This is a genomic window from Nocardia sp. FBN12 (assembly GCF_054031145.1).
The window spans coordinates 1,140,741-1,164,094 of record NZ_CM132926.1 but is presented as its reverse complement, the minus strand read 5'-3'; the positions used below and the strand labels follow the sequence as shown (position 1 = coordinate 1,164,094).

At 67.6% G+C, this 23,354-nt stretch carries 21 protein-coding genes; 4 read left to right on the top strand and 17 right to left on the bottom strand.

The genetic code is table 11. From position 1 onward, the window contains the following. Positions 1–63 precede the first annotated feature (63 nt). The 10 genes from ACWZHB_RS05820 to pheS form a co-directional block, all read right to left on the bottom strand. Entirely contained in the window at positions 64–630 is a 567-nt protein-coding gene (locus tag ACWZHB_RS05820; RefSeq protein ID WP_427906890.1) for a GTP-binding protein, read from the bottom strand. A gap of 10 nt (positions 631–640) precedes the next feature. Beyond that, the gene (locus ACWZHB_RS05815; protein ID WP_427906889.1) at positions 641–1,081 is read right to left on the bottom strand and encodes a DUF742 domain-containing protein; all 441 of its coding nucleotides are present in this window, start codon (positions 1,079–1,081) and stop codon (positions 641–643) included. Beyond that, positions 1,078–1,506: a roadblock/LC7 domain-containing protein gene (locus ACWZHB_RS05810; protein WP_427906888.1), complete on the bottom strand. Its 429-nt coding sequence runs from the start codon at positions 1,504–1,506 to the stop codon at positions 1,078–1,080. Before ACWZHB_RS05810 ends, ACWZHB_RS05815 begins: the two co-directional genes overlap by 4 nt. Before the next feature lie 28 nt (positions 1,507–1,534). Beyond that, on the bottom strand, positions 1,535–4,246 hold the full coding sequence (locus ACWZHB_RS05805; RefSeq protein WP_427906887.1) for a sensor histidine kinase: 2,712 nt from the start codon (positions 4,244–4,246) through the stop codon (positions 1,535–1,537). Between the two features lie 378 nt (positions 4,247–4,624). Continuing rightward, positions 4,625–5,650, bottom strand: a complete 1,026-nt coding sequence (locus ACWZHB_RS05800; protein ID WP_427906886.1) for a hypothetical protein — start codon at positions 5,648–5,650, stop codon at positions 4,625–4,627. Positions 5,651–5,698: 48 nt separating this feature from the next. Further along, entirely contained in the window at positions 5,699–6,199 is a 501-nt protein-coding gene (locus tag ACWZHB_RS05795; protein WP_427906885.1) for a PspA/IM30 family protein, read from the bottom strand. A 41-nt stretch (positions 6,200–6,240) separates the two neighbouring features. Next, positions 6,241–6,999, bottom strand: a complete 759-nt coding sequence (locus ACWZHB_RS05790; protein WP_427906884.1) for an alpha/beta hydrolase — start codon at positions 6,997–6,999, stop codon at positions 6,241–6,243. After that, on the bottom strand, positions 6,996–8,282 hold the full coding sequence (locus ACWZHB_RS05785) for a TerD family protein (RefSeq protein ID WP_427906883.1): 1,287 nt from the start codon (positions 8,280–8,282) through the stop codon (positions 6,996–6,998). The genes ACWZHB_RS05790 and ACWZHB_RS05785 overlap by 4 nt, the downstream gene beginning before the upstream one ends. 109 nt (positions 8,283–8,391) lie before the next feature. Next, positions 8,392–10,893, bottom strand: coding sequence for a phenylalanine--tRNA ligase subunit beta (gene pheT, locus ACWZHB_RS05780; RefSeq protein WP_427906882.1), 2,502 nt, complete (start codon positions 10,891–10,893; stop codon positions 8,392–8,394). 18 nt (positions 10,894–10,911) lie between these two features. Next, a complete protein-coding gene (gene pheS, locus ACWZHB_RS05775; protein ID WP_427906881.1) occupies positions 10,912–11,973 on the bottom strand; it encodes a phenylalanine--tRNA ligase subunit alpha in 1,062 nt (353 codons plus the stop codon). Between the two features lie 939 nt (positions 11,974–12,912). On the opposite strand from pheS, the gene ACWZHB_RS05770 reads away from it, so the two are divergent. Beyond that, entirely contained in the window at positions 12,913–13,443 is a 531-nt protein-coding gene (locus ACWZHB_RS05770) for a hypothetical protein (RefSeq protein WP_427906880.1), read from the top strand. Here the strand turns inward: ACWZHB_RS05770 and ACWZHB_RS05765 are convergent. Beyond that, complete coding sequence (locus tag ACWZHB_RS05765) at positions 13,338–14,771, bottom strand: DHA2 family efflux MFS transporter permease subunit (RefSeq protein WP_427906879.1); 1,434 nt, start codon at positions 14,769–14,771, stop codon at positions 13,338–13,340. The two genes, ACWZHB_RS05770 and ACWZHB_RS05765, sit on opposite strands and share 106 nt — an antisense overlap. A 100-nt stretch (positions 14,772–14,871) precedes the next feature. Between ACWZHB_RS05765 and ACWZHB_RS05760 the strand changes: the two genes are divergently transcribed. Continuing rightward, on the top strand, positions 14,872–15,444 hold the full coding sequence (locus tag ACWZHB_RS05760; RefSeq protein ID WP_427906878.1) for a TetR/AcrR family transcriptional regulator: 573 nt from the start codon (positions 14,872–14,874) through the stop codon (positions 15,442–15,444). 6 nt (positions 15,445–15,450) lie between these two features. Here the strand turns inward: ACWZHB_RS05760 and ACWZHB_RS05755 are convergent, their stop codons facing one another. Further along, complete coding sequence (locus tag ACWZHB_RS05755; RefSeq protein ID WP_427906877.1) at positions 15,451–16,317, bottom strand: NmrA/HSCARG family protein; 867 nt, start codon at positions 16,315–16,317, stop codon at positions 15,451–15,453. A gap of 93 nt (positions 16,318–16,410) precedes the next feature. On the opposite strand from ACWZHB_RS05755, the gene ACWZHB_RS05750 reads away from it, so the two are divergent. Then, positions 16,411–16,899, top strand: coding sequence for a MarR family winged helix-turn-helix transcriptional regulator (locus ACWZHB_RS05750; RefSeq protein WP_427906876.1), 489 nt, complete (start codon positions 16,411–16,413; stop codon positions 16,897–16,899). Positions 16,900–16,902: 3 nt separating this feature from the next. Here the strand turns inward: ACWZHB_RS05750 and ACWZHB_RS05745 are convergent, their stop codons facing one another. The 4 genes from ACWZHB_RS05745 to infC all read right to left on the bottom strand — a co-directional run bounded on the left by ACWZHB_RS05745 (position 16,903) and on the right by infC (position 19,191). After that, the gene (locus tag ACWZHB_RS05745; protein WP_427906875.1) at positions 16,903–17,700 is read right to left on the bottom strand and encodes a TrmH family RNA methyltransferase; all 798 of its coding nucleotides are present in this window, start codon (positions 17,698–17,700) and stop codon (positions 16,903–16,905) included. Positions 17,701–17,735: 35 nt separating this feature from the next. Beyond that, positions 17,736–18,122 carry a 50S ribosomal protein L20 gene (rplT, locus tag ACWZHB_RS05740; RefSeq protein WP_019046423.1) on the bottom strand — a complete coding sequence of 129 codons (387 nt, stop codon included), beginning with the start codon at positions 18,120–18,122 and terminating at the stop codon, positions 17,736–17,738. A gap of 116 nt (positions 18,123–18,238) precedes the next feature. Next, positions 18,239–18,436 (bottom strand): 50S ribosomal protein L35, encoded by a 198-nt coding sequence (rpmI, locus tag ACWZHB_RS05735; RefSeq protein ID WP_056824456.1) that lies wholly within the window; start codon positions 18,434–18,436, stop codon positions 18,239–18,241. Between the two features lie 29 nt (positions 18,437–18,465). After that, positions 18,466–19,191 (bottom strand): translation initiation factor IF-3, encoded by a 726-nt coding sequence (gene infC / locus ACWZHB_RS05730; RefSeq protein ID WP_378909025.1) that lies wholly within the window; start codon positions 19,189–19,191, stop codon positions 18,466–18,468. A gap of 335 nt (positions 19,192–19,526) precedes the next feature. Between infC and ACWZHB_RS05725 the strand changes: the two genes are divergently transcribed. Then, positions 19,527–19,868, top strand: a complete 342-nt coding sequence (locus ACWZHB_RS05725) for a DUF1844 domain-containing protein (protein ID WP_266287438.1) — start codon at positions 19,527–19,529, stop codon at positions 19,866–19,868. Between the two features lie 470 nt (positions 19,869–20,338). On the opposite strand, the gene uvrA is transcribed toward ACWZHB_RS05725, so the two are convergent. Continuing rightward, positions 20,339–23,314: an excinuclease ABC subunit UvrA gene (gene uvrA, locus ACWZHB_RS05720; protein ID WP_427906874.1), complete on the bottom strand. Its 2,976-nt coding sequence runs from the start codon at positions 23,312–23,314 to the stop codon at positions 20,339–20,341. Positions 23,315–23,354 lie beyond the last annotated feature (40 nt).

The window sequence follows — 23,354 nt, the reverse complement described above, 5'->3', positions numbered from 1 at the left end:
ATTGCCCAGCGGTAGAACGAGACCGCGGCCCGCGCGAACGCTGCGCGCGGGCACCGGGGACGGTCAGCTCACCTCCCGGTGACGGGGTTGGACGCGGTGCAGCAGGACCTGTTCGAGGAGGGCGACCAGGACGTCGCGGACGGAGTCGCGGTTGCGGGCGTCGCAGTCCAGGACCGGGATCCAGTCGTCGAGGCCGAGGGCTTCACGAACTTCACCGAGGTCGAAGTGGGTAGCGTCGGCGAAGCGGTTGACCACTACGACGAAGGGGGTGTGGTGTTCTTCGAAGTAGTCCAGGACGGGGTAGCAGTCCTCGACGCGGCCGGTGTCGACGACGATGACCGCGCCGAGGGCGCCGTCGACCAGGTCGTCCCAGAGGAACACGAAGCGGTCCTGGCCGGGGGTGCCGAAGAGGTAGAGGATCAGGGATTGGTCGAGGGTGATCCGGCCGAAGTCCAAAGCCACTGTGGTGGCGGTCTTTTCGGCGCGGCGGCCGGGGTCGTCGATGCCGATGGAGACTTCGGTCATCGAGGCCTCGGTGACCAGCGGTTCGATTTCGGAGATGGCGCCGATGAAGGTGGTCTTACCGACGCCGAAGCCGCCGCTGACCACGATCTTCACCGAGGACGGCATAGCTGGTGCCTCACAGTGCGCGGACAAGGTCGCGGATCCTCTCGATGGCGGCGGTCGACAGTTCCGGCGCGTCACGGACGGTGACATGCCCCGCCGCTGCCAGATCGCTGACGATCACCTTGGCGATACCGATCGGAACCCGCAGGGCGGCACCGATTTCGGCGATGGAGTGCGGTGTCAGGCACAGCTGGACAACGGTGCGCTCCTCGAACCGCAGCGGTGCCGACAGCGCGGAAGGCGGTGCCTGGACGAGGGTTTCCATGCGCAGGCCGTCCAGAACCGGAACGGTGCGGCCCGCGGTGACCACGAACGGACGAACGAAACGGTCGGCGGCATCGTCGTGGCCGGAAAGGGTCACCGGAATCGGCGGGACGGGACCACGCCATCCCGTCGGCTGGTTCATCGGGATCATGCGCGGGTCGGGCAACCGTGGGAGATCGGGATCTCTCATCTGCGCAACGACTCTCGCAGTTCGCTGATCAGCAACGGGTCGAGCAGCGACCCGGCACGTTCGGCGAGGATGGCCATCTCGTAGCCGACCAGACCGACATCGCAGCCACCGTCGGCGATCACACCGAGGCAGCTGCCGTCGCCCAGCGCCGAGACAAGCAGGAACCCGCGCTTCATCTCGATCATGATCAGCTCGAGACCGTCGAAATCGTAACTGCGCGAAGCACTCCGGGCGAGACTGGACAGCCCCGACACCATCGCGGCGAGCCGGTCGGCGCCGGCGCGGTCGAGCCCGTCCGACATCGCGATCAGGAGCCCATCGGAGGAGACGGCGACGGTGTCGCGCACGCCGTCGGTATTGCGGACGAAATTGCCGAGCAGCCAGTTGAAGGTGTGCGGATCGGCGGTCGGAAGGTGGGTGGTCACCGGGTCTCCTGGTGTCTTGTCCGATCGGTCAGCGGGTGGGATCAATAGGTGTGGAAGTGGATTCGGTCTCGCCGCGCTGGTGGCCGGTGCGGAACGAGGCGAGCATGCTTCGGGTCTGGTCGGGGGTCCGTTCGACGATCGCGGGCCGGTCCTGCCGCAGGGCCGGATCGCGACGTGGCCGCTCCGGCGCACCGGTGATCTTGGTGCGCTTGCTGCGTTTGACGAGGCCGTTGCGGGTGCGTTCGACGGCGGGGGTGCCGAGGGATTCCACGGCGGGTAGTTCACGTGATCGCGGTACCCGCGAGCCGTTGTGGCCTCGCGCCGCTCCACCGGAGCGTTCCGGGTTTGCCGCGCCGTGGTGTTCCTCGGCCGATGTACCGTCGCGGACCGCACCGTTGCGCGGCGGGTACACGGAATCGGTTGTGCTGCTGAGGAACTGCGCGTAGGCCGAGCCGTTCACCGACACCTGACCACTGCCGTCAGGGTGGGAATCGCCGTCAGTGCCCCTGCTCGAGCCGGATTCCGCACTTCGGGTGTGCCGGGATCGACCATCGGCATCGGCCGGCCGCGGTGTGCCGCCGCCGCGGATGGACGAGCCGACCGGCCGACTGCCTGCCCACTCCGAACCTGGCTCGACCCCGTCATGTCGCGGCATCTCCGGCCCGACCGTGGCGCCGTTGCGCGCAGGCACGAGCGAGTAGTCCACGACGGCGGCGCCGTCGTGCGCGAGGGAAGCCGAGGCCGGACTCACGTCGTCCCCGGAGCCGCGGACCCCAACGTTTCTCGAATCCGTTGCCTGCCTGGACTTTTCGTCAGCGAGGAGCGCCGGCGGAAGGAGCAGGCGGGCCACGATGCCACTGACCGGTGACGTGTTCAGTTCCACGTCGATGCCCAGACGGCCCGCCAACCGACCGACCACATAGTGGCCCAGGTAGCGGGTGGAGGCCACGATGAAGTCCTGTTCGCCGCGCAGCCGGGCGTTGGCTTCGGCGAGTTGCTCGGCGGGCATACCGACGCCGTGGTCGACGACAGCGAGCAGGTAGCCACCCGCGACCTTGCGGCCGTACACCTCGACCTCGAGATCGGGCGGGGAGAAAGCCAGCCCGTTCTCGATGAGTTCGGCCAGGATGTGCGCGATTTCGCTGACGACGGCGCCGGTCACCGCGATGTCGTCGATCCGGCGTAGCACCACCCGCCGATAGTCGTCGACCTCGGACAGCCCGGCCCGGATCACGTCGGTGAGCGCGATCGGCTCGGCCCACCGGCGCGGGCTCGCCTCGCCGACGAGCACCAGCAGACTTTCGGCGTTTCGCCGCATGCGGGTGGCGAGATGGTCGAGTTCGAACAGATTCGACAGCGCCTTCGGGTCGAGTTCCTCCCGCTCGAACTCGCTGATCAATCCCAGCTGACGGCGCACCAGGTTCTGATTGCGCCGCGCCAGGTTCGCCATCGATTCGGTGGTGTTGCGCCGCACCAGCGCCTGTTCGGAGGCGAGGTCGAACGCGGTGGTCTGCACGCGATCCAAAGCACCTGCGACAGCGGCGATCTCGACACTGGCGCCGGACGGGGTACGAACCGGGGCGGGCGGATCGGGTTGGGCGTCGGCGCCACTGTGCCAGGCCGCGATCACCTCGGGCAGGCGGGTGGAGGCGACGTCGTCGGCCTCGGTGGCCAGGCGCGCCAGCGGGCGGACGATGGCCCTGATGCTGGCGATGACCAGCGCGAATTCGGCGGCGATCGCGAGCAGCGCGGCCAGCGCGAATCCGGCAAGTAGCAGCGCGGCGTCGCGGCGGAGTTTCTCGGCGCGCGCGCCGACATCGTCGCCGATCACCTGCTGCACGACGCGCTGCTCGTCGATGACGGCGGTCATCTGCGCCCACCACACGGCCGGGTCGACCGGCGCGACCAGCGGTCCCAGCGTCGAGGCGATCGCGACGTTCTCCGATGCGGTCGCCCGCGTGGCATTCTCGCTCGCCAGCACCGCGTCGAGTCGAGCCTGCTGGGCGGGGGTCGCGTCGTGGCCGAACGCGGTGAGCGCGGCATTGCGGGCGGCGCGGATGTCGAGGAACTGCACGTACTCCCCCGGCGCGAACTCCCCGGCGGCGAAGACACCGTTGAGGAAGCCGCGCTCGCGGGCGGCGAATTCCTTCGCGTCGCCGAGGGCGTAGAGCGCTTGCAGGCCGTGCCGGACGGCCGGGTCGCGGGCCTGGTCGAGACCGAGTGAGAGACGGTTCAGCGCGTCGATGCCGTCGGTGTAGAACTGGAACGCCGCCTGCCGGGTGACATTGCGATTGTCGATCTGCGAGCGGATCGCGGGCATCCCCGCCAGATGACCCAGCGCCGACCGCACCTCGTCGGCACCGGGCGGACCACCTGCGACCGCGTTCACCAGCGCGCGCAGGGCGGCGTCGGCGTCCGCGCGCTGGTCGGTGACGGGCTGACGCAGACGTTGATCACCGCCGAGCAGTCCGTTGCTCAGGCCGCGCTCGCGCTGCACCTGCTGCACGAGGTCTTGCGCGGCCAGTGCGACCGCCACGGCGTCCACGGTCTCACCGCTGCGGTGGTAGGCGCCGACCTGTGTCGACATGGTCAGCCCCAGCAGCGCGAGCACCAGAACCAGCGACACCACCAAGATCCTGGCGAGCTGCCCGGAAATGGTGCGCGGCCGGATCAACCCGGCGCCGGCCACCCCGTGGTCGGTTCGGGTTCCGGTCGGGTTCGGCCGGGAACGTGCACGCACACCTGCTCCTTTGCAATGCCACCGCAACGTCATTCGCGGTGACCCACGGAAAGTCAGGTGCAAACTTGCACGCCGCGCGCGACGCGGTCAATTCGGAACGGTGTAAAGCAGCTATTCGTGCGCTGATCTAAACATGCCGGAAATGCAACAGGCTTTGTGTAGCCGAATGCTCACACCCGAACCGGCCGCGAGTTGGCCAGCCGGTTCACTGCCGGATACATACCGCCGCTCAGAGAGCGTGACCTGCAACACATTTGATGCGGGCGATCAGCAGCCGCTATTCGAATGCTCGACATCACTACCGGTCGAGTCCATGTCGCGCACATCGAGAAAGGAATTCGTGTCGATCAATTCGCATTACCGAACGAATTCGCGCAATTACTCGCCGCCGAGAATTCCCAGCACCTGATCCGAGTAGAAGAAGGGTTCGAGGCGTTCCCGGATCAGCCCGGCCAGCACACCGTTGCGCTTGGCCGACTCGATGACCGCGGGGCCGTAGCGCAGGATCTCGGTGCTGACGTCGTCGGCGTCGAGGCCGAGCTCGGGCAGCATCGCCGAGAGCGTGTGGTCGCTGTACTTCGCGTAGAACACCTCGACGCACTCGCGCACGAGCAGGCCGAAGTACTCCTTCTCCCTGGTCGTCACCGCGATCTCGTAGCAGATCTGGACCAGCTCGTTGAGGTCTTTCTGGGTGAGGTATTCGCGCAGGCCCGCGACGGGTTCGTCGGCGTGCAGGTCCCAGAATTCCATCGCCGCCGAGTGCACCGGCGCGTCGCGCAGCATGTCGCGGATGGCGTTGTTGGTGCGCTTGAGCGCGAACAACGCGCCCTTGCCCGCGAGATCACCGACGAAGGTACTGTCGGCCGCGACCTTCTTGGCCCGGTTGGCCGCGGACTGCCCCAGCGACATCAGCGAGGACACGCCCGGAATCTTCTCGGCGCGTTCACGATTGGCCTGCATGAAGTCGCCGATCAGCTTGTCGACGAAACGCGAGGCGACCGTCGCGACGAGCGGGCTCTCGGTGAGTCGATCCAGGATCCGCTCCTGGGCCTGGTGCATGCCGAAGATCTTCTCCAGCAACGCTTCCACCGGTTCCCGGTCGACGACGTCGCCGAGGGTGTACTCGGTGTTGGCCGCGATGTGGTCGTAGATGGCGTCGGAGAAGATGCCGACGGTATCGGCGATCACCGGCGCACCGCCGATACGATCGAACACCGTGGCCACCGTCTGTTCGCCCTGTTCCAGGGAGACCACGTCACCGAACCGGATCGTCTCACCGACGGCGAGTACAGCGGCCACGTCGCGCGCGATCACCTCGGCGAACCGTTCACCGGTCACCTCGGCGAGCAGGAATTCCACCTGCGCGTCGAGCAGTCGGTCGGCGATCTGGCGCGCCTGCGTCATCTTCTGTGTCCACCCATCACGGTCGTTGCCCGAAGGGAGGACGCGGGGCTAGGTGTCGCCGGGATCGTTGCCCTGCACCGATTTCCGGATCTGGTCCAGCCGCTCCCGCGCGGCTTTCTCCCGCGCCTCCCATTGTTCGTCGACGCTGCGACCCGCGGGAGTCTGCCGGTCGAGCTCGTCCATTCCCTGCGCGGTGCCGAAACGCTGCTCGACCTTATCCCGAACCGAGTCGAATGTCGGCACTCCGGAAGTGGAATAGCCGCCGGTGGCGGTGGGTGCGCCGGTTCCCGGCAGCCCTGACGGTACCGGCGGTACCGGGATCGAGCCTCCGACCTGCCCCGATGCGACGGGCACCACATCCGCGTCGATGACGTTCGTGTCCAGAGTCACAGGTGTGCCGGTTTCGGCATTACCGAAGTCGACCTGGGCCAGTGCGGCGGCGACCGCGCCGAGCCCGGGGCGTCCGGCGACCGCGGCGCGCAGCACCCCAACCAGCTCGTCGTCGGGCAGCGCAGCCAGGCGGCCGAGGAGTTCGCTCGTTTCGCTCATACCGCCAGGCTACGCAGAATCGGCGAGGGTCGAGGTGGCCGTTATCGGTCGGCCCAGTCAGCGATGATCTTCGCCCACTCGGCGCCGAGGGTGTCGATCACGTCGTTGTGGCCCGCGCCGGGGACCACGATGAGCTGTTTCGGATCGTGTGCTGCCGCGTACAGGCGTTCGGCATGGCGCAGCGGGAGGAGTTCGTCGCGGTCGCCGTGCATCATCAGGACGGGGACGCGCAGGTTCTTGATGTGGCGCAGGCTCGGATACGCGTTCGGGATCAGCGGGGCGGGCAGGAACGGGTAGACCGAGCGGGCGGCGGCGCGCATGCCGCTGAACGTCGACATCAGGATCATGCCCTGTGGCGGATGCTGCGCGGCCAGCTCCAGCAGTACCCCACCGCCGAGGGATTTGCCCAGGTAGTAGACCCGATCGGGGTCGACTTCGGGCTGCTCGAGCAGGGCCAGGCGGGCGGCTCTGGCGTCGAGGTAGGTGCCCTGTTCGCTCGGCGTGCCCGCGCTGTGGCCGAAGCCGCGGTAGTCGAAGGCGAGCACGTCGAAACCGGCTTCGACCAGCAGGGCGATGATCGCGACACGGTCGCCGATGGTGCCCGCGTTACCGTGCGCGTACAGGATGTGGCCGCGGGGGCGCTCGGCGCGCACGAACCAGCCGTGCACGTCCACGCCGTCGGCGGTGCGCATGGTCAGCTCGCGGTAGTCCAGACCCAGCGCCGCCGGGGTTCGGGCGAGGTGCTTGTCGGGGTGATAGACCAGCGCGTTCAGCACGCGCGTCGCGGGGTGCCGGATCACTTGCCGCGGCCCGACTGGAAGCCGAAGTCCCAGTTGTAGAGGCGGGCGATCTCCACCACGCCACCACCTGGCTGACCGGCGGGCGGACGGACGAAGGCGCCCTCGCGGCGCACCACGAACTCGCCGTTGACGTTCTCCAACGCGAACAGCACCGCGTCGCGGGAGTTGTCGGAGCAGCCGTCGAGGGTCATCTCGATGGGCGCGGAGTTCGCCGTTTGCAGGGTGACGGTGGCGTGGACATTGCGGAAATCGCTGGCACCGTCATAGATCGAGGCGAACACCAGGATCCGGCGGATGAACTGCGTGCAGTCGAGGTTGACCGACAAGTTCTCGCCGGTGATGCTCGCGCCCGTGCGGTCGTCCTGGTCGAGATGGATGAACGGCGGTTCGTACAGGGCGCCGAAGCGGCGGTCCAAGGCTCGCACGGAACCGATTGCGCCGTTGACCAATTCGAAGAAGCAGCACAGGTCGAGGTCGATGTTCTTGCCGCGGAGCTTGCCGAAGAGACGGCCGGTGGCGGCCATCGAGGTCCAGTTGAGGTTCACCCGCATGACGCCGCCGGTGGCGCCGTGTTTCGTCAGGGAGACGGACGGGGCCTCCTTGGTGAGCGACACCTTGGCGAGGTTGACCGGAGGTGATGCGGGCGGGGCAAATGGGGGGTTGCGCTGGGGCGCAGGAATGAACGGCTGAGCCGGCGGAATGTGGGACTGTGTCTGACTCGGCTGCCCCGGCGGCGGAGGCGGCGGCGGGGCTATGGGAGCAGCGGGGGCGTCGTCGACCGAGATGCCGAAATCGGTAGCGAGCCCGGCCAATCCGCTGTCGTACCCCTGGCCCACGGCGCGGAACTTCCACGCGCCCTGGCGGCGGTACAGCTCACCGAGCACGAACGCGGTTTCGGTGGTCGCCCCCGTGCTGTCGAACCGCGCGACCTCGACACCGTTCGCCACATCGATCACCCGAATGTAGAGCCCCCGGAACTGCCCGAACGTCCCTCCATCCGCTGAAGCGGCCAGCACGATCGTCTCGATCTGCGCCTCGACCTGCCCGAGATTCACCGACAGCGCATCGACAACGGTCTGCCCCTGCTGCTTGCCCTCGTACCGAACCGCCCCCGAGGGATGCACAGCCTGGTTGTAGAACACGAAGTCGTCGTCGGAGCGCACCTTCGCCCCCGCGAGCAACAGGGCGGAAGCATCAGCATCAGGCACCCCCGACCCCGCCTGCCAACCCAATTCGACCCGGACAACGGCAGCGGGCACCGCAACGTTGGCGCCTTTCATCATCGACACATCGTCCAACCTATCCCGCCGCCACACCCAGCGCCCCCACTCCCCGCTGAACACCGAAGGCCGCCCGGTGGAAACCGGACGGCCTTCGGGGGTCGAGCGAGGATCAGCCGCGCAGTTCGGCGCCGACCGCGGTGGTGGCCGAGGCGACGGCGGCGTCGCGGGCGGCGCTGGCCTCGTCTTCGGTGAGGGTGCGGTCGGGGGCACGGAAGCGCAGGGCGTAGGTGAGGGATTTGCGGCCCTCGCCTGCCTGGGCGCCTTCGTAGACGTCGAACAGGGTGATGCTCTCGAGGAGGTCGCCGCCGCCGGTGCGCAGTGCCGTTTCCACCTGGGCGGCGGGCACGGCCTTCTCGACGCTGATCGACACGTCCTGCAGGACGGCCGGGAACGCCGAAATCGTCGGCGCGGGCAGGGATACGTTCAGCGGCAGGGCGTCGAGGTCGACTTCCAGCGCGCAGGTGCGCGGGGGCAGGCCCGCGCGCTCCAGAACGGCGGGGTGCAGTTCGCCCGCGTGGCCGACGACCACACCGTCGACGAGCAGTTCCGCGCAGCGACCGGGGTGCCACGGGAGGTAGGCGGCGGACCGGCGTTCGATGGTGACGCCCGCCGCGTCGGCGAGGTCGTCGACCAGCGCGAAGGCGTCGGCGGCCTCGGCCGGACGGCCCGGCCCCCACGGCCCGCGTGGATCGTGCTTGCCGCTGAGTACCGCGGCCACGTGCACCGGCTGCGCGGGCAGCGACGCGTTCAGTTCGGCGATCTGCTCGTCGGTGGGACGCCGGTCCACCGGCAGTGCCTCGACCGCGTGGGTCTCGGAACCGGGCTGGACCACCTGGGCGATGCCATAGATGGTGAGGTCGCGCGCACCGCGAGAGATGTTGCGGGCGGCCACTTCCAGCAGACCCGGCAGCAACGTGGTCGGCAGTTCCGGTCGGTCGCTGTCGAGGGGATTCAGCACCCGGGTGGTGTTGCGGCGCGGGTCGTCGGCATCCAGACCCCACACCTCGAACACACCGCCGGGCAGGAACGCGGGCGGCGGCACCTCGACGGCACCGGCGAAGGCCAGCGCCCGGCTCACCGCACGGCGACGCTGCTGCAGCGCGGTCAGGCCACGGCCACCGGGCGCGGTCGGCAGGATGGACGGGATCTGCTCGAGACCTTCCAGCCGCAGGACCTCTTCGACCAGGTCAGCGGGCTGCGAAAGGTCGGGCCGCCAGCTCGGCGGGGTGACGAGCAGCTGGGTCTTGCCCGCGTCGTTGACCTCGATCTCGACGCCAGCGCCGATCTGGGCGAGCCTGCGCACCGAGGTACCGGCGGGGTAGGTGACACCGGCGACGCGATCGGGCAGGTCGATGTCCATCGCGATCGGCGCGACCGGTTCCGATGGCACCCGGATATCGGTGAGCGCGGATTCGATGGTGCCGCCGGTGATGTCGGCGAGCAGGGTCGCGGCGCGGTCGAGCGCGGCGATATTGATCTCGGGATCGACGACGCGTTCGTAGCGCTTGCCCGCTTCCGAGGAGAGCTTGTGCCGGCGCGCGGTCCGGTACACCCGCAGCGGGTTCCAGACGGCGGCTTCCAGGACCACATCGGTGGTCTCGGCGCCGACCTCGGTGCTCGCGCCACCCATGACACCGGCGAGGGAGATGACGCCGGAATCATCGGCGATCACCACGTCCTCGGCGTCGAGGGTGCGCTCGGTGTCGTCGAGGGTGCGCAGGGTCTCACCCTTGTGCGCCGAGCGAACCACCAAGCCGCCGTGCAACTTCGCGGCATCGAAGGCGTGTAGTGGCTGACCGAGTTCGAGCATCACGTAGTTGGTGACGTCGACCGCCGGGGAGATCGGGCGCATCCCCGACAGCATCAGCCTGCGCTGCAACCACAGCGGGCTCACCGCGTTCGGGTTCATCCCGGTGACACGGCGCACGCCGAAGCGGGTGCACTCGGAATCGTCTTCCAACCGCACCGGCCAGGCCTGCGCGTCGGCCTCGGGCAGCGTGCGCACGGCGGGGTCGGCGTATTCGAGGTCGAAGCCGCAGGCCAGCTCGCGAGCCAGACCGCGCACCGAGAAGCAGTAGCCACGATCGGGGGTGATGTTGAGTTCGATGATCGTGTCATCGGTGCCCAACAGCACATTCGCGTCGTCGCCGGGCTGCGCCGAACCGGGCTCGAGCACCAGGATGCCGTCATGATCCTTGCCGATGCCGAGTTCGGCGACCGAGCAGATCATGCCGTTGGAGGTGTGGCCGTAGGTCTTGCGCGAGGAGATCTTGAACCCGCCGGGCAGCTCACCACCGGGCAGCACGACCACCACGAGGTCGTCCACGGCGAAATTACGTGCGCCGCAGACGATTTCCTGCAATTCGGGGTTGCCGACGTCGACCTTGCAGAAGCGGATCGGCTTCTTGAACTCGGTCAGCTCGGTGATCTCGGCGACGCGGCCGACGACCAGCGGCTTGTCGATACTGCCGCCGATCGGCTCGAGCTTGTCGACCTCTTCGACTTCCAGACCCACCCGGACGAAGCCCGCGTCGAGTTCTTCCGCCGACACCGACCACTCGGGGGTGGTGCGCTGCAGGATCTCGGTCAGCCAGGACTGCGCTACTCGCACTTGACGTTTCGCTCTCTCTTAAGACCGGATACCGAAGGGCAGGGTGAACCGCACGTCACCCTCGACGATGTCGCGCATGTCGGGGATGGTGGTCTGGAACTGCAGGGTGCGCTCCATGCCCATGCCGAACGCGAACCCGGAATACACCTCGGGATCGATGCCGCTGGCGATCAGGACCTTCGGGTTGACCATGCCGCAGCCGCCCCACTCGATCCAGCCCGCGCCGCCCTTCTTGTTCGGGAACCACACGTCGACCTCGGCCGAGGGTTCGGTGAAGGGGAAGTAGTTGGGGCGCATACGAGTTCGGGTCTCGGGGCCGAACATGGCGCGCGCGAACGCGTCAAGGGTGCCGCGCAGGTGCGCCATGGTGAGACCCTTGTCGACCGCCAGGCCCTCCACTTGCGAGAACACCGGGGTGTGGGTGGCGTCGAGCTCGTCGGTGCGGAAGGTGCGGCCGGGGCACGCGATGTAGATCGGCACGTCGCGGGTGAGCATGGTCCGCACCTGGACCGGGGAGGTGTGCGTGCGCAGCACCTGGCGCGAACCCTCCGGGGCGATGTGGAAGGTGTCCTGCATGGTGCGCGCGGGGTGATCGGGCAGGAAGTTCAGCGCGTCGAAGTTGTAGTGCTCGGTCTCCACCTCGGGGCCCTCGGCGACCTCCCAGCCCATGCCGATGAAGAAGTCGGCGATCTGCTCGGAGATGACGGTGATCGGGTGCCGGGCGCCGACCGGCTGACGGCGCGCGGGCAGCGTGACGTCGATCTTCTCGGAGATGAGCACCGCCTGGTCACGCTCCGCCAGGAGCGCGGCACGGCGTGCCTCGAACGCGTCGGAGACCCGCTTGCGCGCGACGTTGACCCGCTTACCGGCCTCGGCCTTCTCTTCCTTGGGCACACTGCCCAGCCCACGCTGCGCGAGCGCGATCGGCGACTTACCGCCGATGTAGTCGGTCTTGGCAACCGCCAGCGCATCCAGGTCGCCCGCCGCCGCGAACGCCTTCTCGGCCTCGGCCGCCGCTGCCGCGAGTGCCTCCTCGGTCAGCGAGGCGCTCTGCTCGACTCCACTATTGTCGTCGGCCACGATTGTTCGACTCTCCCCTGGGGATCGGTTCGCGGGCGCGTCATTGCCATCCCGCATCGGTGCTGCGTAAATCCTATGGGATGGTGCTGACGCGATTCATCCGGATTACTAGCGACACGATCAGCGCAGGTCGACAGGGGTCGGGTGGTGGACCGATCAGCGCACATGCGCCGACCTCACACCCGGCGCCTATGAGGTCTGTGTCGGCGGCATCCACGCCGGCGCGCCGGTCACGACCGTCACCCGCATAACCCTCGTACGGGATCCCGCGATCGCGGACTGCCCGATCAGGTCGGGGGTCGCGGCGCGGCTACTCGTCGTATCGCGGCAGGCACGCAGTGTCGAGGGACAACCCCAGGGGTTCGGGAGGCTGACCTGGTCGAGCCAGTGATCAACCGGCTCATCGCGGTGACCTGGCAAGCACCGGCGGTTTCGGGCCGACTCCCGGGATCAGATCCACGACGAGCAGCTCTCGACCGAGTCGGCGGTGTAGCCGGAACCCCTGCACGGAGCTCCATGGCAGCAAGATCGAGTCGGGTGCGGTGTCGAGGCGCCGTACCGCGCGATACCGGATCTGTGCGCGGCATCGGTGTTGTGCCCGAAATCGGCTGTTTCTCAGGGGAATCGGAAACTTTCTGAATTCGAGGGAACCGAATGGGTTCGGGGTGCGTCCAACTGAGCAAATACACCGGCGTGTTCGACTCGAGAACAGGATGACTCGATGGCTGAACAGACTTGCGATCCGACCTCGCCGCAGGGGCGACGTGGTCGGGTTACCGCGGCGGGGAGCGGGCTTGCGTTGTGTGGCTTCGGGATTCGACCGGTGGGGCGGCGGCCGTTTCCGCGTGCAGCGGGGTTGTGCGCGAACCGGCCCGAACAGCAGGCGCAGGGGCAGCATCCGGACGGTGTCGGATGACGGGGCTCGGTGACCGTCGGGTCGTGTCGGCCGGTGCACTCTCGTTTGTTCGATTCCAGGCTGCCCAGCCCCATCGACACGGACGGTATCCGGGCGTGTTCGGCCTGGTGAACGGGTTGTGGGCGGCCGGGCAGTTGAGTGCTCGGGAGGTGCGGTTCCGCCGGACCGGCAATGATTGGTTCAGCGAGAATCTGACGAATCCGAGCGATGTGGATCCACGGGTGTACGACCGGGCACTGAATCCGGGTGCGGCCTCGTGGTTCAAGGCGGGTGCGGTGTCGATGATCGAGCGGGTCGAGGGGTATCTCGCGATTCTCGATGCGCACGGGGTCGCGTGGGCGCGGTTGGATTCCGAGGCGCCGGGAGACATCATCTACGACGACAACGAGCAGGTGGTTGTCGTGCCCTTCGGCGACAACCACCTGCTCCGGGAACCTGCGGCAGGCAGCTATTCCGCGGGGTGGTTGTGCCGGGGCAGGAACGCGGCCACTACCGCGGCACAGGCGACCAGCGCGGCGCCCACCCAGACCGCGGGCACCAGGCCGTCCACGTAGGCCTGCGGGTCGGTGTAGGAGCCGTAGGAGGCGAAGACCGAGGCCAGGACGGCGATGCCCATGGCGACGCCGACTTCGCGGACGGTGCTGCTGATTCCCGACGCCATGCCCTGGTCAGCGGGGGAAGCGCTGGCCATGACGATGGTGGAGGACGGGGCGAAGGTGAGGCCCATGCCGATACCGCCGAGCACGAAGGGGGCGACGAAGGCGAGGTAGGGGACGTCTGCGGTGGTGATCATCGCCATCCACGCCAGGGAGACCGCCAGGCACAGTTGACCGATCGCGATGAGAGTACGAGCGCCGACGCGGTCGACGATCAGGCCGGCCAGCGGGGCGACGACCATCGGGACCATCGTCCACGGCATCGTGCGGATGCCGGATTCCAGCGGCGAATAGCCCTGGACCACCTGGAAGAACTGAGCGAGCAGGAAGATCGAGCCGAAGACACCGGACGAGAAGCCGAAGGACACGATGAAGCTGAGGCTCAGGCCGCGGGAGGTGAACATGCGTAGCGGGAGCATCGGGTCGGCGACGTAGCTTTCCCAGGCGACGAACGCGACAAGCAGCGCGGCGCCACCGATCAGCGCGGTGAGAACCTGCGGTGCGGTCCAGCCGTCGTCGGCACCGTGGATGACACCCCACACCAGCGCGAGCACGCCACCGGCCGAGAGCAGCACGCCCAGGTAGTCGAGTTTCCTCGCGGTGCCCCGTGATTCAACGAGCATGCGCGCGGCGAAGGGCAGTGCCAGCAGGCCGATGGGGACATTGAGCCAGAAGATCCACTGCCAATTCAGTCCGTCGACCACCGCGCCGCCGACCACCGGGCCGACCGCGACACCCAGGCCGGCGATGCCACCCCAGATGCCGATCGCGGCGCTGCGCATCTTGGCGGGCACCGCGGCGGCGAGCAGCGTGAGCGACAACGGCATCACCGCCGCACCGCCGACGCCTTGCACCGCACGGGCAGCGATCAGCTGCCACGGTTCAGTGGCCAGCGCGCACGCCGCCGAGGCGACGACGAAGATGCCGATGCCCGCCAGGAACACCCGGCGACGGCCGATCCGGTCACCCAGGGCCGAGGCCGACAGCAAGAGCGCGGCGAAGGACAGCGTGTAGGCGTTGATGAACCACTGCAGATCCGAAAGCGAAGCTCCCAGTTCGGCTTTGATCACCGGAAGGGCGTTCGTCACGACCAGGTTGTCCAACGTCACCATGAACATCGGAATGCCGACGGCGGCGATGACCGCACCGAGCGGCTTGGGCTTCACCCCGGAATTCAGTGGCGTCACGGCGGCTCGCGCGTCGCCGGATTCGAGTGTTTGCGTCATGCCGAGCCCTTAGTTGTTATTGACTGATAACTTCTCCGTTCATGTTTATGCATCGACTGATAACATGTCAAGAGGCAATCGACGAGGAGGCAGCGCCGCCATGACCAGAACCCGGATGACCGCGTCGGAGCGCAGCGCCCAGGTGCTCGAAGCGGCGATCCGCGCGTTTGCCGAATCTGGTTACGCCGCAACGAAAACCGATGAGATCGCGCGGCTGGCGGGAGTTTCGCAGCCCTATGTGATCCGGCTGTTCGGGACCAAGCAGCAGTTGTTCATCGCCTGCCTGCTCGAGGTGTGCACCCGCATCGAGCAGGTGTTCCGCGACGCGGAGATCGCCCCCGGCGCCGATGCCGCGGCAGCATTGCGCGCCCTCGGCCAGGGCTACGACGTCTTCCTGGCCGAGCGTGAACTGCCCCTCGTCCTGCTGCACGGCGCCGCCGCCAGCGCGGATCCGGTGATCGGCGACCACATGCGGGAGCGGTTCGGACGGATGTATCGCCTGATCGGCGAACTCACCGGCGCCGACACCCTCGAATCACGCCGCTTTGTCGCGACCGGCATGCTGCTGACAATCATGACCGCGATGCAAGTCGCGGGCAGCGATGCCATCGAACTCCCCTGGGCCACTGAAATCCTCACCGACCTGCGCAGCGCCACCACGCCCGAGTGCTGAGACCGCTCAGCGGGCGAGCAGCGCGGGCCAGTTCTGCGCGCGGGCCCAGTCGGCGAACGAGTGCCAGGCGACGTCCGGATAGTCGCGGCGCAGGCCACTGACGTCGACATCGAGTCCGACGGTGGCGAAGTATTCGAACATGGCGGCCAGATCTTCGGAGTGGCGGCGGACAACGAAGAGCGGGACTTCGTGGTGGGCGATCGGGCGATCGATGGCGACGGCCAGTGCGGCAGCCAGTCGGGCCGGGGTGAGTTCGTCGGCGGCGAGATCGATGCGGCGGTCCGCGAATTCGGCCCGGCGATCGAGGGTGAGCGCGGCGAAGGCCCCGATGTCCTCGGCGCAGATGAGGGTGAGCGACCGGTCGGCGGGCATCGGCCAGGCGAAGGTGCCGTCGCGCAGAGCGTCGAGGGTCCAGCCGGTGGCGTAATTGTCCATGAACGCGGCGGGCGCGATGACGGTCCACGCGACGCCGCTCGCCCGCAAGTGCTCTTCGATCGCGAATTTGCTGTCGTAGTGCGGGATTCCGGTGGCGCGGTCGGCGTGCGCGGCGGAGGTGAAGACGATGTGGCCGACGCGCGCGGCGACGGCGGCGTCGACCACGGTGACCCCCTGGCGGGTTTCGACCACGGTGTCGGTGCCGAACGGCGTGGTCACGAGGAAGAGCGAATCGACAGCGACCAGGGCGACGTCGAGGGATTCACGGTCGTCGAAGTCGGCGTAATGGACCTCGGCGCCGAGCTCGCACAACGCCACGGCGGCGGGACTGTCGGGAAATCGGGTGAGCGCGCGGATGCGGTGACCCATGGCGAGCAGGGCGCGAGCGGTGGCGCCGCCCTGTGCGCCGGTGGCGCCGGTAACGGCGATGGTGAGCACGATGTACCTCCGGTATGATTTGCTGTGCGGCGCATTAACTGCGCCATGCAGTAATCTAACCGTCTTAACTGCGTCGCGCAGCTAATTAGGAGTGTGATCCGAATTACAGAGCAGAGTAGATCGGCCCGCTACGCGGAGTTGTCGCGCGTCTCGCGGCAGTACATGGCCTCGTATGTCCTGTTCAACCAGGCTGTCGCCGACCATCTGGGCTTGCACCCCACCGATCTGCAGTGCCTGAGCCTGCTCACCGCCGAGCCGAGGCCACTCACCGTCAAACAGATCGCCGACATGACCGGACTCACCACCGGCTCCGCCACCCGCTTGGTCGACCGGCTCGAGCGCGACGGCTATGTGGTGCGCGAACCCGACGCCGACGACCGCCGTCGGGTCCTGGTCTCCCCCGTGCCCGAGCGCGTCGCGCGCGTCACCGCCGTATGGGACGACCTCGGCGCAGGCTGGGAGGCGCTACTCGACACCCACACCGAGGACGAGCTCGCGGTGATCACCGAGCACATGCGCAGGGCCGAACAGCTCAGCCATACCCAGATCGACCATCTCCGTGGCCGGAGCGCACCGTCGTGAGGACTACGTCGCGTGCTGCACGCGGGCGCTCGCGTAGAGGCAGATAGCCGCTGCCGCAGCCAGATTCAGGCTCTCGGCGCGGCCGTGGATGGGGATGCGGATGCGGTGGTCGGCGCGCGCCGCGACGGCGGGATCCAACCCGTGCGCCTCGTTGCCGAAGAGCCAGGCAACCGGGCCGCTGAGGATCTCGTCGGCGGAATCGAGATCCACTTCGCCGGTGGCGGCGGTCGCGAGGATCGTCACGCCCGCGGCGGAGATCGCGTCGAGCGTGGCGGTGATGTCGCGGCTGCGGGCGATCGGGACGTGGAACAGCGAGCCCGCGCTGGCACGAACGCATTTGCCGTTGTGCGGGTCGACGGTGTCGCCCGCGAGGACCACGCCGTCGGCGCCGACCGCGTCGGCGACCCGGATCAGGGTGCCCGCGTTGCCGGGTTCGGCGATTTCGACGGGGACGGCGAGCATGCGTGGGCCGCCGTCGAGGATCTCGCCCAGCGGCACGTCGATCAGTTCGCACACGGCGACGAGGCCGGGCGCGGTGACGGTTTCGCCGAGATGTTCGGCGGCGCGATCGCTGACCAAGGTGGTGCGGACGCCGTCGGCGGTGGCACCGGCGATCAGCGCGTTGTCACGACCAGCGGCGGCAAGGGAGTAGAAGATCTCGCGGACGCGGCCGGTCTCCAGAGCAGCGGAGACGGCGTTGGCGCCCTCGGCGAGGAACAGGCCGGACTTGCGGCGCTGGGCCGCGCGCTGGAACTTGACAGCGGAAACGACCCGCGGATTGCGCTCGGAGAGCGCGTCCACGGGTCGTTCCGACAGATCGCTGTGTGTCGTCAAGCTCAGGCAGCGGTGGCCGGGGCGTTGACGTCGGCAGGCAGCGCGGCCTTGGCGACGGCCACCAGGCCGGCGAAGGCCTCGGCGTCCGAGACGGCGAGCTCGGCGAGGATCTTGCGGTCCACCTCGACACCAGCGGCCTTGAGGCCCTGGATGAAGCGGTTGTAGGTGATGTCGTTCAGACGCGCGGCGGCGTTGATACGAGCAATCCACAGCTTGCGGAAGTCACCCTTGCGCGCCTTGCGGTCGCGGTAGGCGTAGGTCAGCGAGTGGAGCTGCTGTTCCTTGGCCTTGCGGTACAGGCGCGAACGCTGGCCCCGGTAGCCCTTGGAGGCCTCGAGGATGGAACGGCGCTTCTTCTGAGCGTTGACGGCCCTTTTGACGCGTGCCACTTTGGTAGTCCTTGATCATCGGGGGGCGCGGCGGCGCCCGAATTCGGTAGTTGTCGGCGTCCGGTTATCCCGGCCGCGGAATCGTCGGGTTGCGACGGTCGAGCTGACCGGAAAGGTCAGGCGAGACCGAGCAGCCGCTTCACGCGGGGGACGTCGACGGAAGCGACGGACTCCGTGCCTTCCAGACGACGAGTCCGGCGAGAGGACTTGTGCTCCAGGAGGTGGCGACGGTTCGCCTGCTCGCGAAGCAGCTTGCCCCGGCCGGTCACCTTGAATCGCTTCTTGGCGCCGCTGTGGGTCTTGTTCTTCGGCATGGATTCCTCTATCTAGTCGTTGAAATCGTTTACTGCGGGTCGGCCGGCGCAGCCTGCTCGGCAGGCGCGGCCTGCTCGACCGGTGCGGCCGACTCGACGGGCGCGGCCGGTTCGGCACTCGCGGGACCGGTCGGCTGGCGAACTGCTGCCGGGGCCGAAGAGTCCTGCTGGGCCTTCACCCGCGTCTTCGCACCCTTGTGGGGCGCGAGGACCATGGTCATGTTGCGGCCGTCCTGCTTGGCCGAGGTCTCGACGAAACCGAGATCGGCCACGTCGGAGCCCAGACGCTGGAGCAACCGGAAGCCGAGTTCGGGACGCGACTGCTCACGACCGCGGAACATGATCGTGACCTTGACCTTCGACCCGGCTTCGAGGAAGCGAACGACGTTGCGCTTCTTGGTCTCGTAGTCGTGGTCGTCGATCTTCGGACGGAGCTTCTGCTCCTTGATCACGGTCTGGACCTGGTTCTTACGGGACTCGCGCGCCTTCTGCGCGGTCTCGTACTTGAACTTGCCGTAGTCCATGATCTTGCAGACCGGCGGACGGGCATCGGGTGCTACCTCGACGAGGTCGAGGTCGGCTTCGAGCGCGACGCGTAGTGCATCTTCAACACGCACGATCCCAACCTGTTCGCCGCCGGGTCCGATGAGTCGAACCTCGGGAACACGGATGCGATCGTTGATGCGGGTCTCAGTGCTGATGGGGCCTCCTAGGTCAAGCGGTGTCGTCTTAACGACCGCACGCAATAACTGCAACCCCTGTTTCAACACGAAAGCCCCGCTGCGGTATTTCTCCGCGACGGGGCCCGATGTCGACCGATCGCCCACAGCCGATGCCCTCACGAGCTCGGTTGTCGACCCCCGCATGCCGAGGCACACGGGAAACCCATCACAATGAACGGGTGACCGGGACCGTTGATCCGAACGATTGCTCGCCGGTAACGGTGGGAGTCGGGCTCCACTTATCTGCCCCACAGATGCATGACACATCCAGGGGCGGTCGTCAGCGGAAAGTCTAGCATGGCGTTGGGCTATCACCGAATCGGCCGGGCCCGATCATCGACGATCGGGCTCGCTATAGCCTGATCAGCATGACTGACGAGCTCGATCCTCCTGTGCGCGACCTGGCCGACATCCCCGCTGTCGAGGTGATCAGCCGGGCCGCCGTGATGCTGATGAGTTCGGCGGCGGAGAAGCTGGGCCTGGCCGGGGAGAACCCGAATTCGGGCGCGGGGGTCGATCTCGACGAGGCGCGCCGGGTGATCACCGCGCTGGCCGGGCTGGTCACGTCGTCGGTGGAGTACCTCGGCCCGCACGCGGGCCCGATCCGCGAGGGCTTGCAGGCGCTGCAGCGCGCGTTCCGCGAGGCGTCCTCGGTGCCGGACGCGCCGGGGATGGGCCCGGGCGAGAAGTACACAGGTCCGGTGCACTGACAGTTCCACCGATGAAAAGATCCGCCGGCGCTAGTGCGCCGGCGGATCTTTTTTCGTCTGCTGCGAACTGGAGCCGCGACTCAGACAGTGGGGGTCGGAGTGGGGCCGCCCGGGGTGACCGACACGGCCGAGCCAGTGGCGAGCATGTTGGCGAGGGCGGTGAACAGCGCCGCGCTTCCGGTATCCATGACAGGTGTTCCTTTCGATACTTCCAGGTCAGGCGGTCGGCTTGGTGGGCTCGTAAGCCAACGACGACCCGCCTGCGAGGAAACCGAGAATCTGGGCGATGAGCGCCGTGGTGGCTTCATCCATGAGGACGTTCCTTTCGAACTACACGACGATCGAGCCGCCGACAAACCGCTACTACCCGGTGGTCCGGGGACGGTGAGGCGAATGTTACCTACGGCTGTTTCACTTCGTGGAGGTTTCGGAAAGTCCCTGCCGCGATCTCGAAGGAAAGGTATCCGGACTCAGCGCAGCGCGGCCGCCTTTCGCGCCAACCGCTTGGCCGCCGGTGTTTCCGCCGGTGCCTTCTTCGCCGCGGGGGCGGCTTTCTTGGCTGCCCTCTTCGCGGCGGGCTTCTTCGGCGCGGGTGCCGCCAGCACCTCCTTGAGGAACTGTCCGGTGTAGCTGTCCGACACCCCGGCGATGTCTTCCGGGGTGCCGGTGGCGACCACGGTGCCGCCGCCGGAACCGCCCTCGGGGCCCATGTCGATGACCCAGTCGGCGGTCTTGATGACATCGAGGTTGTGCTCGATCACGATCACCGTGTTGCCCTTGTCGACCAGGCCGTTGATCACCTTGAGCAGCTTGCGGATGTCCTCGAAGTGCAGACCGGTGGTCGGCTCGTCGAGGATGTAGACCGTCCGGCCCATGGATCGCTTCTGCAGTTCGGCGGCCAGTTTCACGCGCTGGGCCTCACCACCGGACAATGTCGGGGCGCTCTGGCCGAGACGCACGTAACCCAGGCCGACCTCGACGAGCGTCTTGAGGTAGCGGTGGATCGAGGTGATCGCCTCGAAGAAATCCGCGGCCTCGTCGATCGGCATGTCGAGGACTTCGGCGATGGTCTTGCCCTTGTAGTGCACCTCGAGGGTTTCCCGGTTGTAGCGAGCGCCGTGGCAGACCTCGCAGGGGACGTACACATCGGGCAGGAAGTTCATCTCGATCTTGAGCGTGCCGTCGCCCGAGCAGGCTTCGCAGCGGCCGCCCTTGACGTTGAAGGAGAACCGCCCGGGTTGGTAGCCGCGCACTTTGGCCTCGGTGGTGGAGGCGAACAGGGTGCGGATCTTGTCGAAGACGCCGGTGTAGGTGGCCGGATTCGAGCGGGGGGTGCGGCCGATCGGCGACTGGTCGACCTGCACCAGTTTGTCGAGGTTGTCGAGACCGTTGATCCTGGTGTGCCTGCCCGGCACCTGGCGGGCGCCGTTGAGCTTGTTCGCGAGAACGGTGGCCAGGATGTCGTTGACCAGGGTGGACTTGCCCGAACCCGAGACACCGGTGATCGCGGTGAGCACACCCAGCGGGAACGCCACGTCGACGTTCTGCAGATTGTGTTCGGTGGCCCCGACGACGGTGAGCTTGCGCTTCTTGTCGATCGCCCGCCGCACCAGCGGCAGCTCGATCTGCTCCCGGCCGGAAAGGTAAGCGCCGGTGAGGGATTCGGGCTCGGTGAGCAGCTCCTCGTAGGGGCCGCTGTGTACCACGCGGCCGCCGTGCTCGCCGGCGAGGGGGCCGATGTCGACCACCCAGTCCGAGGCGCGGATGGTGTCCTCGTCGTGCTCGACGACGATCAACGTGTTGCCCAGTTTCTTCAACCGCAGCAGCGTCTCGATGAGCCTGCGGTTGTCGCGCTGGTGCAGACCGATCGACGGCTCGTCGAGAACATAGAGGACACCGACCAGACCCGAACCGATCTGCGTGGCCAATCGGATGCGCTGGGCCTCACCACCGGACAGGGTCGCGGCGGCGCGCGAGAGCGTCAGGTACTCCAGGCCCACGTCGAGCAGGAACCCGAGCCTGGCCTGAATCTCCTTGAGCACCTGGCCGGCGATCGCGGTCTCGCGCTCCCCCAGCGTGAGCGAGTTCAGGAAGTGCGCGCAGTCGCCGATGGACAGCTCGCTGACCTCGGCGATCGACTTGTCGGTGCCGTCGGAGGCAAGGGTGACGGCCAGGATCTCCGGGCGCAGCCGCGAGCCGTTGCAGACCGGGCAGGCCACATCGCGCATGTAGCCGTCGTAGTGCTCCTTCATCTGCTCGGACTCGGTGTTGTCCATGCGCCGCTGCAGGAACGGCATCACGCCTTCGAAATCGGCGTAGTAGGAGCGCTTGCGGCCGTAGCGGTTGGTATAGGACACATGGACCTGGTCGGAGCTGCCTTCCAGCACCGCCTTGCGCGCCTTCGCGGGCAAGTCGCGCCACGCGGTGTCCATCGAGAAGCCGACCGCCTCGGCCAGGCCCGAGAGCAGCCGGTTGAAGTATTCGGCGGTCTGCCCGCGCGACCACGGTGCGATCGCACCCTCGGCCAGGCTCAGGTCCGGATCGGGCACCACCAGTTCCGGGTCGACCTCCTTGCGGATGCCGAGGCCGGTGCAGTCAGGGCAGGCGCCGTAGGGCGAGTTGAAGGAGAACGAGCGGGGCTCGAGGTCTTCGATGTCGAGGGGGTGGCCGTTGGGGCAAGCCAGCCGCTCGGAGAAGCGGCGCTCACGATCGTGGGCGTGCTCGTCGCGGTCGACGAAATCGAGCACGACGATGCCGTCGGCCAGGCGCAGCGCGGTCTCGATCGAGTCGGTGAGGCGCTGTTTGGAGGCGGCCTTGACCGACAGGCGGTCGACGACCACCTCGACGTCGTGCTTCTCCTGTTTCTTCAGCTTCGGCGGATCGGTGAGCGGATACACCACGCCGTCGACCCGCACACGCGAGTAACCCTGGGTCTTGAGCTGGTCGAACAGGTCGACGAACTCGCCCTTGCGGGTGCGCACCACCGGCGCGAGCACCTGGAACTTGAGACCGTCGTCCATGGCCAGCACCTGATCGACGATCTGCTGCGGACTCTGCTTTTCGATCAGCTCATGGCAGACCGGGCAGTGCGGCGTGCCCGCGCGGGCGTAGAGCAGGCGCAGGTAGTCGTAGACCTCGGTGATGGTGCCGACCGTGGACCGCGGGTTGCGGTTGGTCGACTTCTGGTCGATCGACACCGCGGGCGAGAGACCCTCGATGAAGTCGACATCCGGCTTGTCCATCTGCCCGAGGAACTGTCGCGCGTAGGCCGACAGCGATTCGACGTAGCGGCGCTGCCCCTCGGCGAAGATCGTGTCGAACGCCAGGCTCGACTTCCCGGAACCGGACAGACCGGTGAACACGATCAGGCTGTCGCGCGGCAAATCCAGGTCTACACCTTTCAGGTTGTGTTCCCGAGCTCCGCGCACAGTGAGGCGTTCCGCCACCTGGTGAATCCCTTCTCCATCGTCATCCGCCGACCGGACA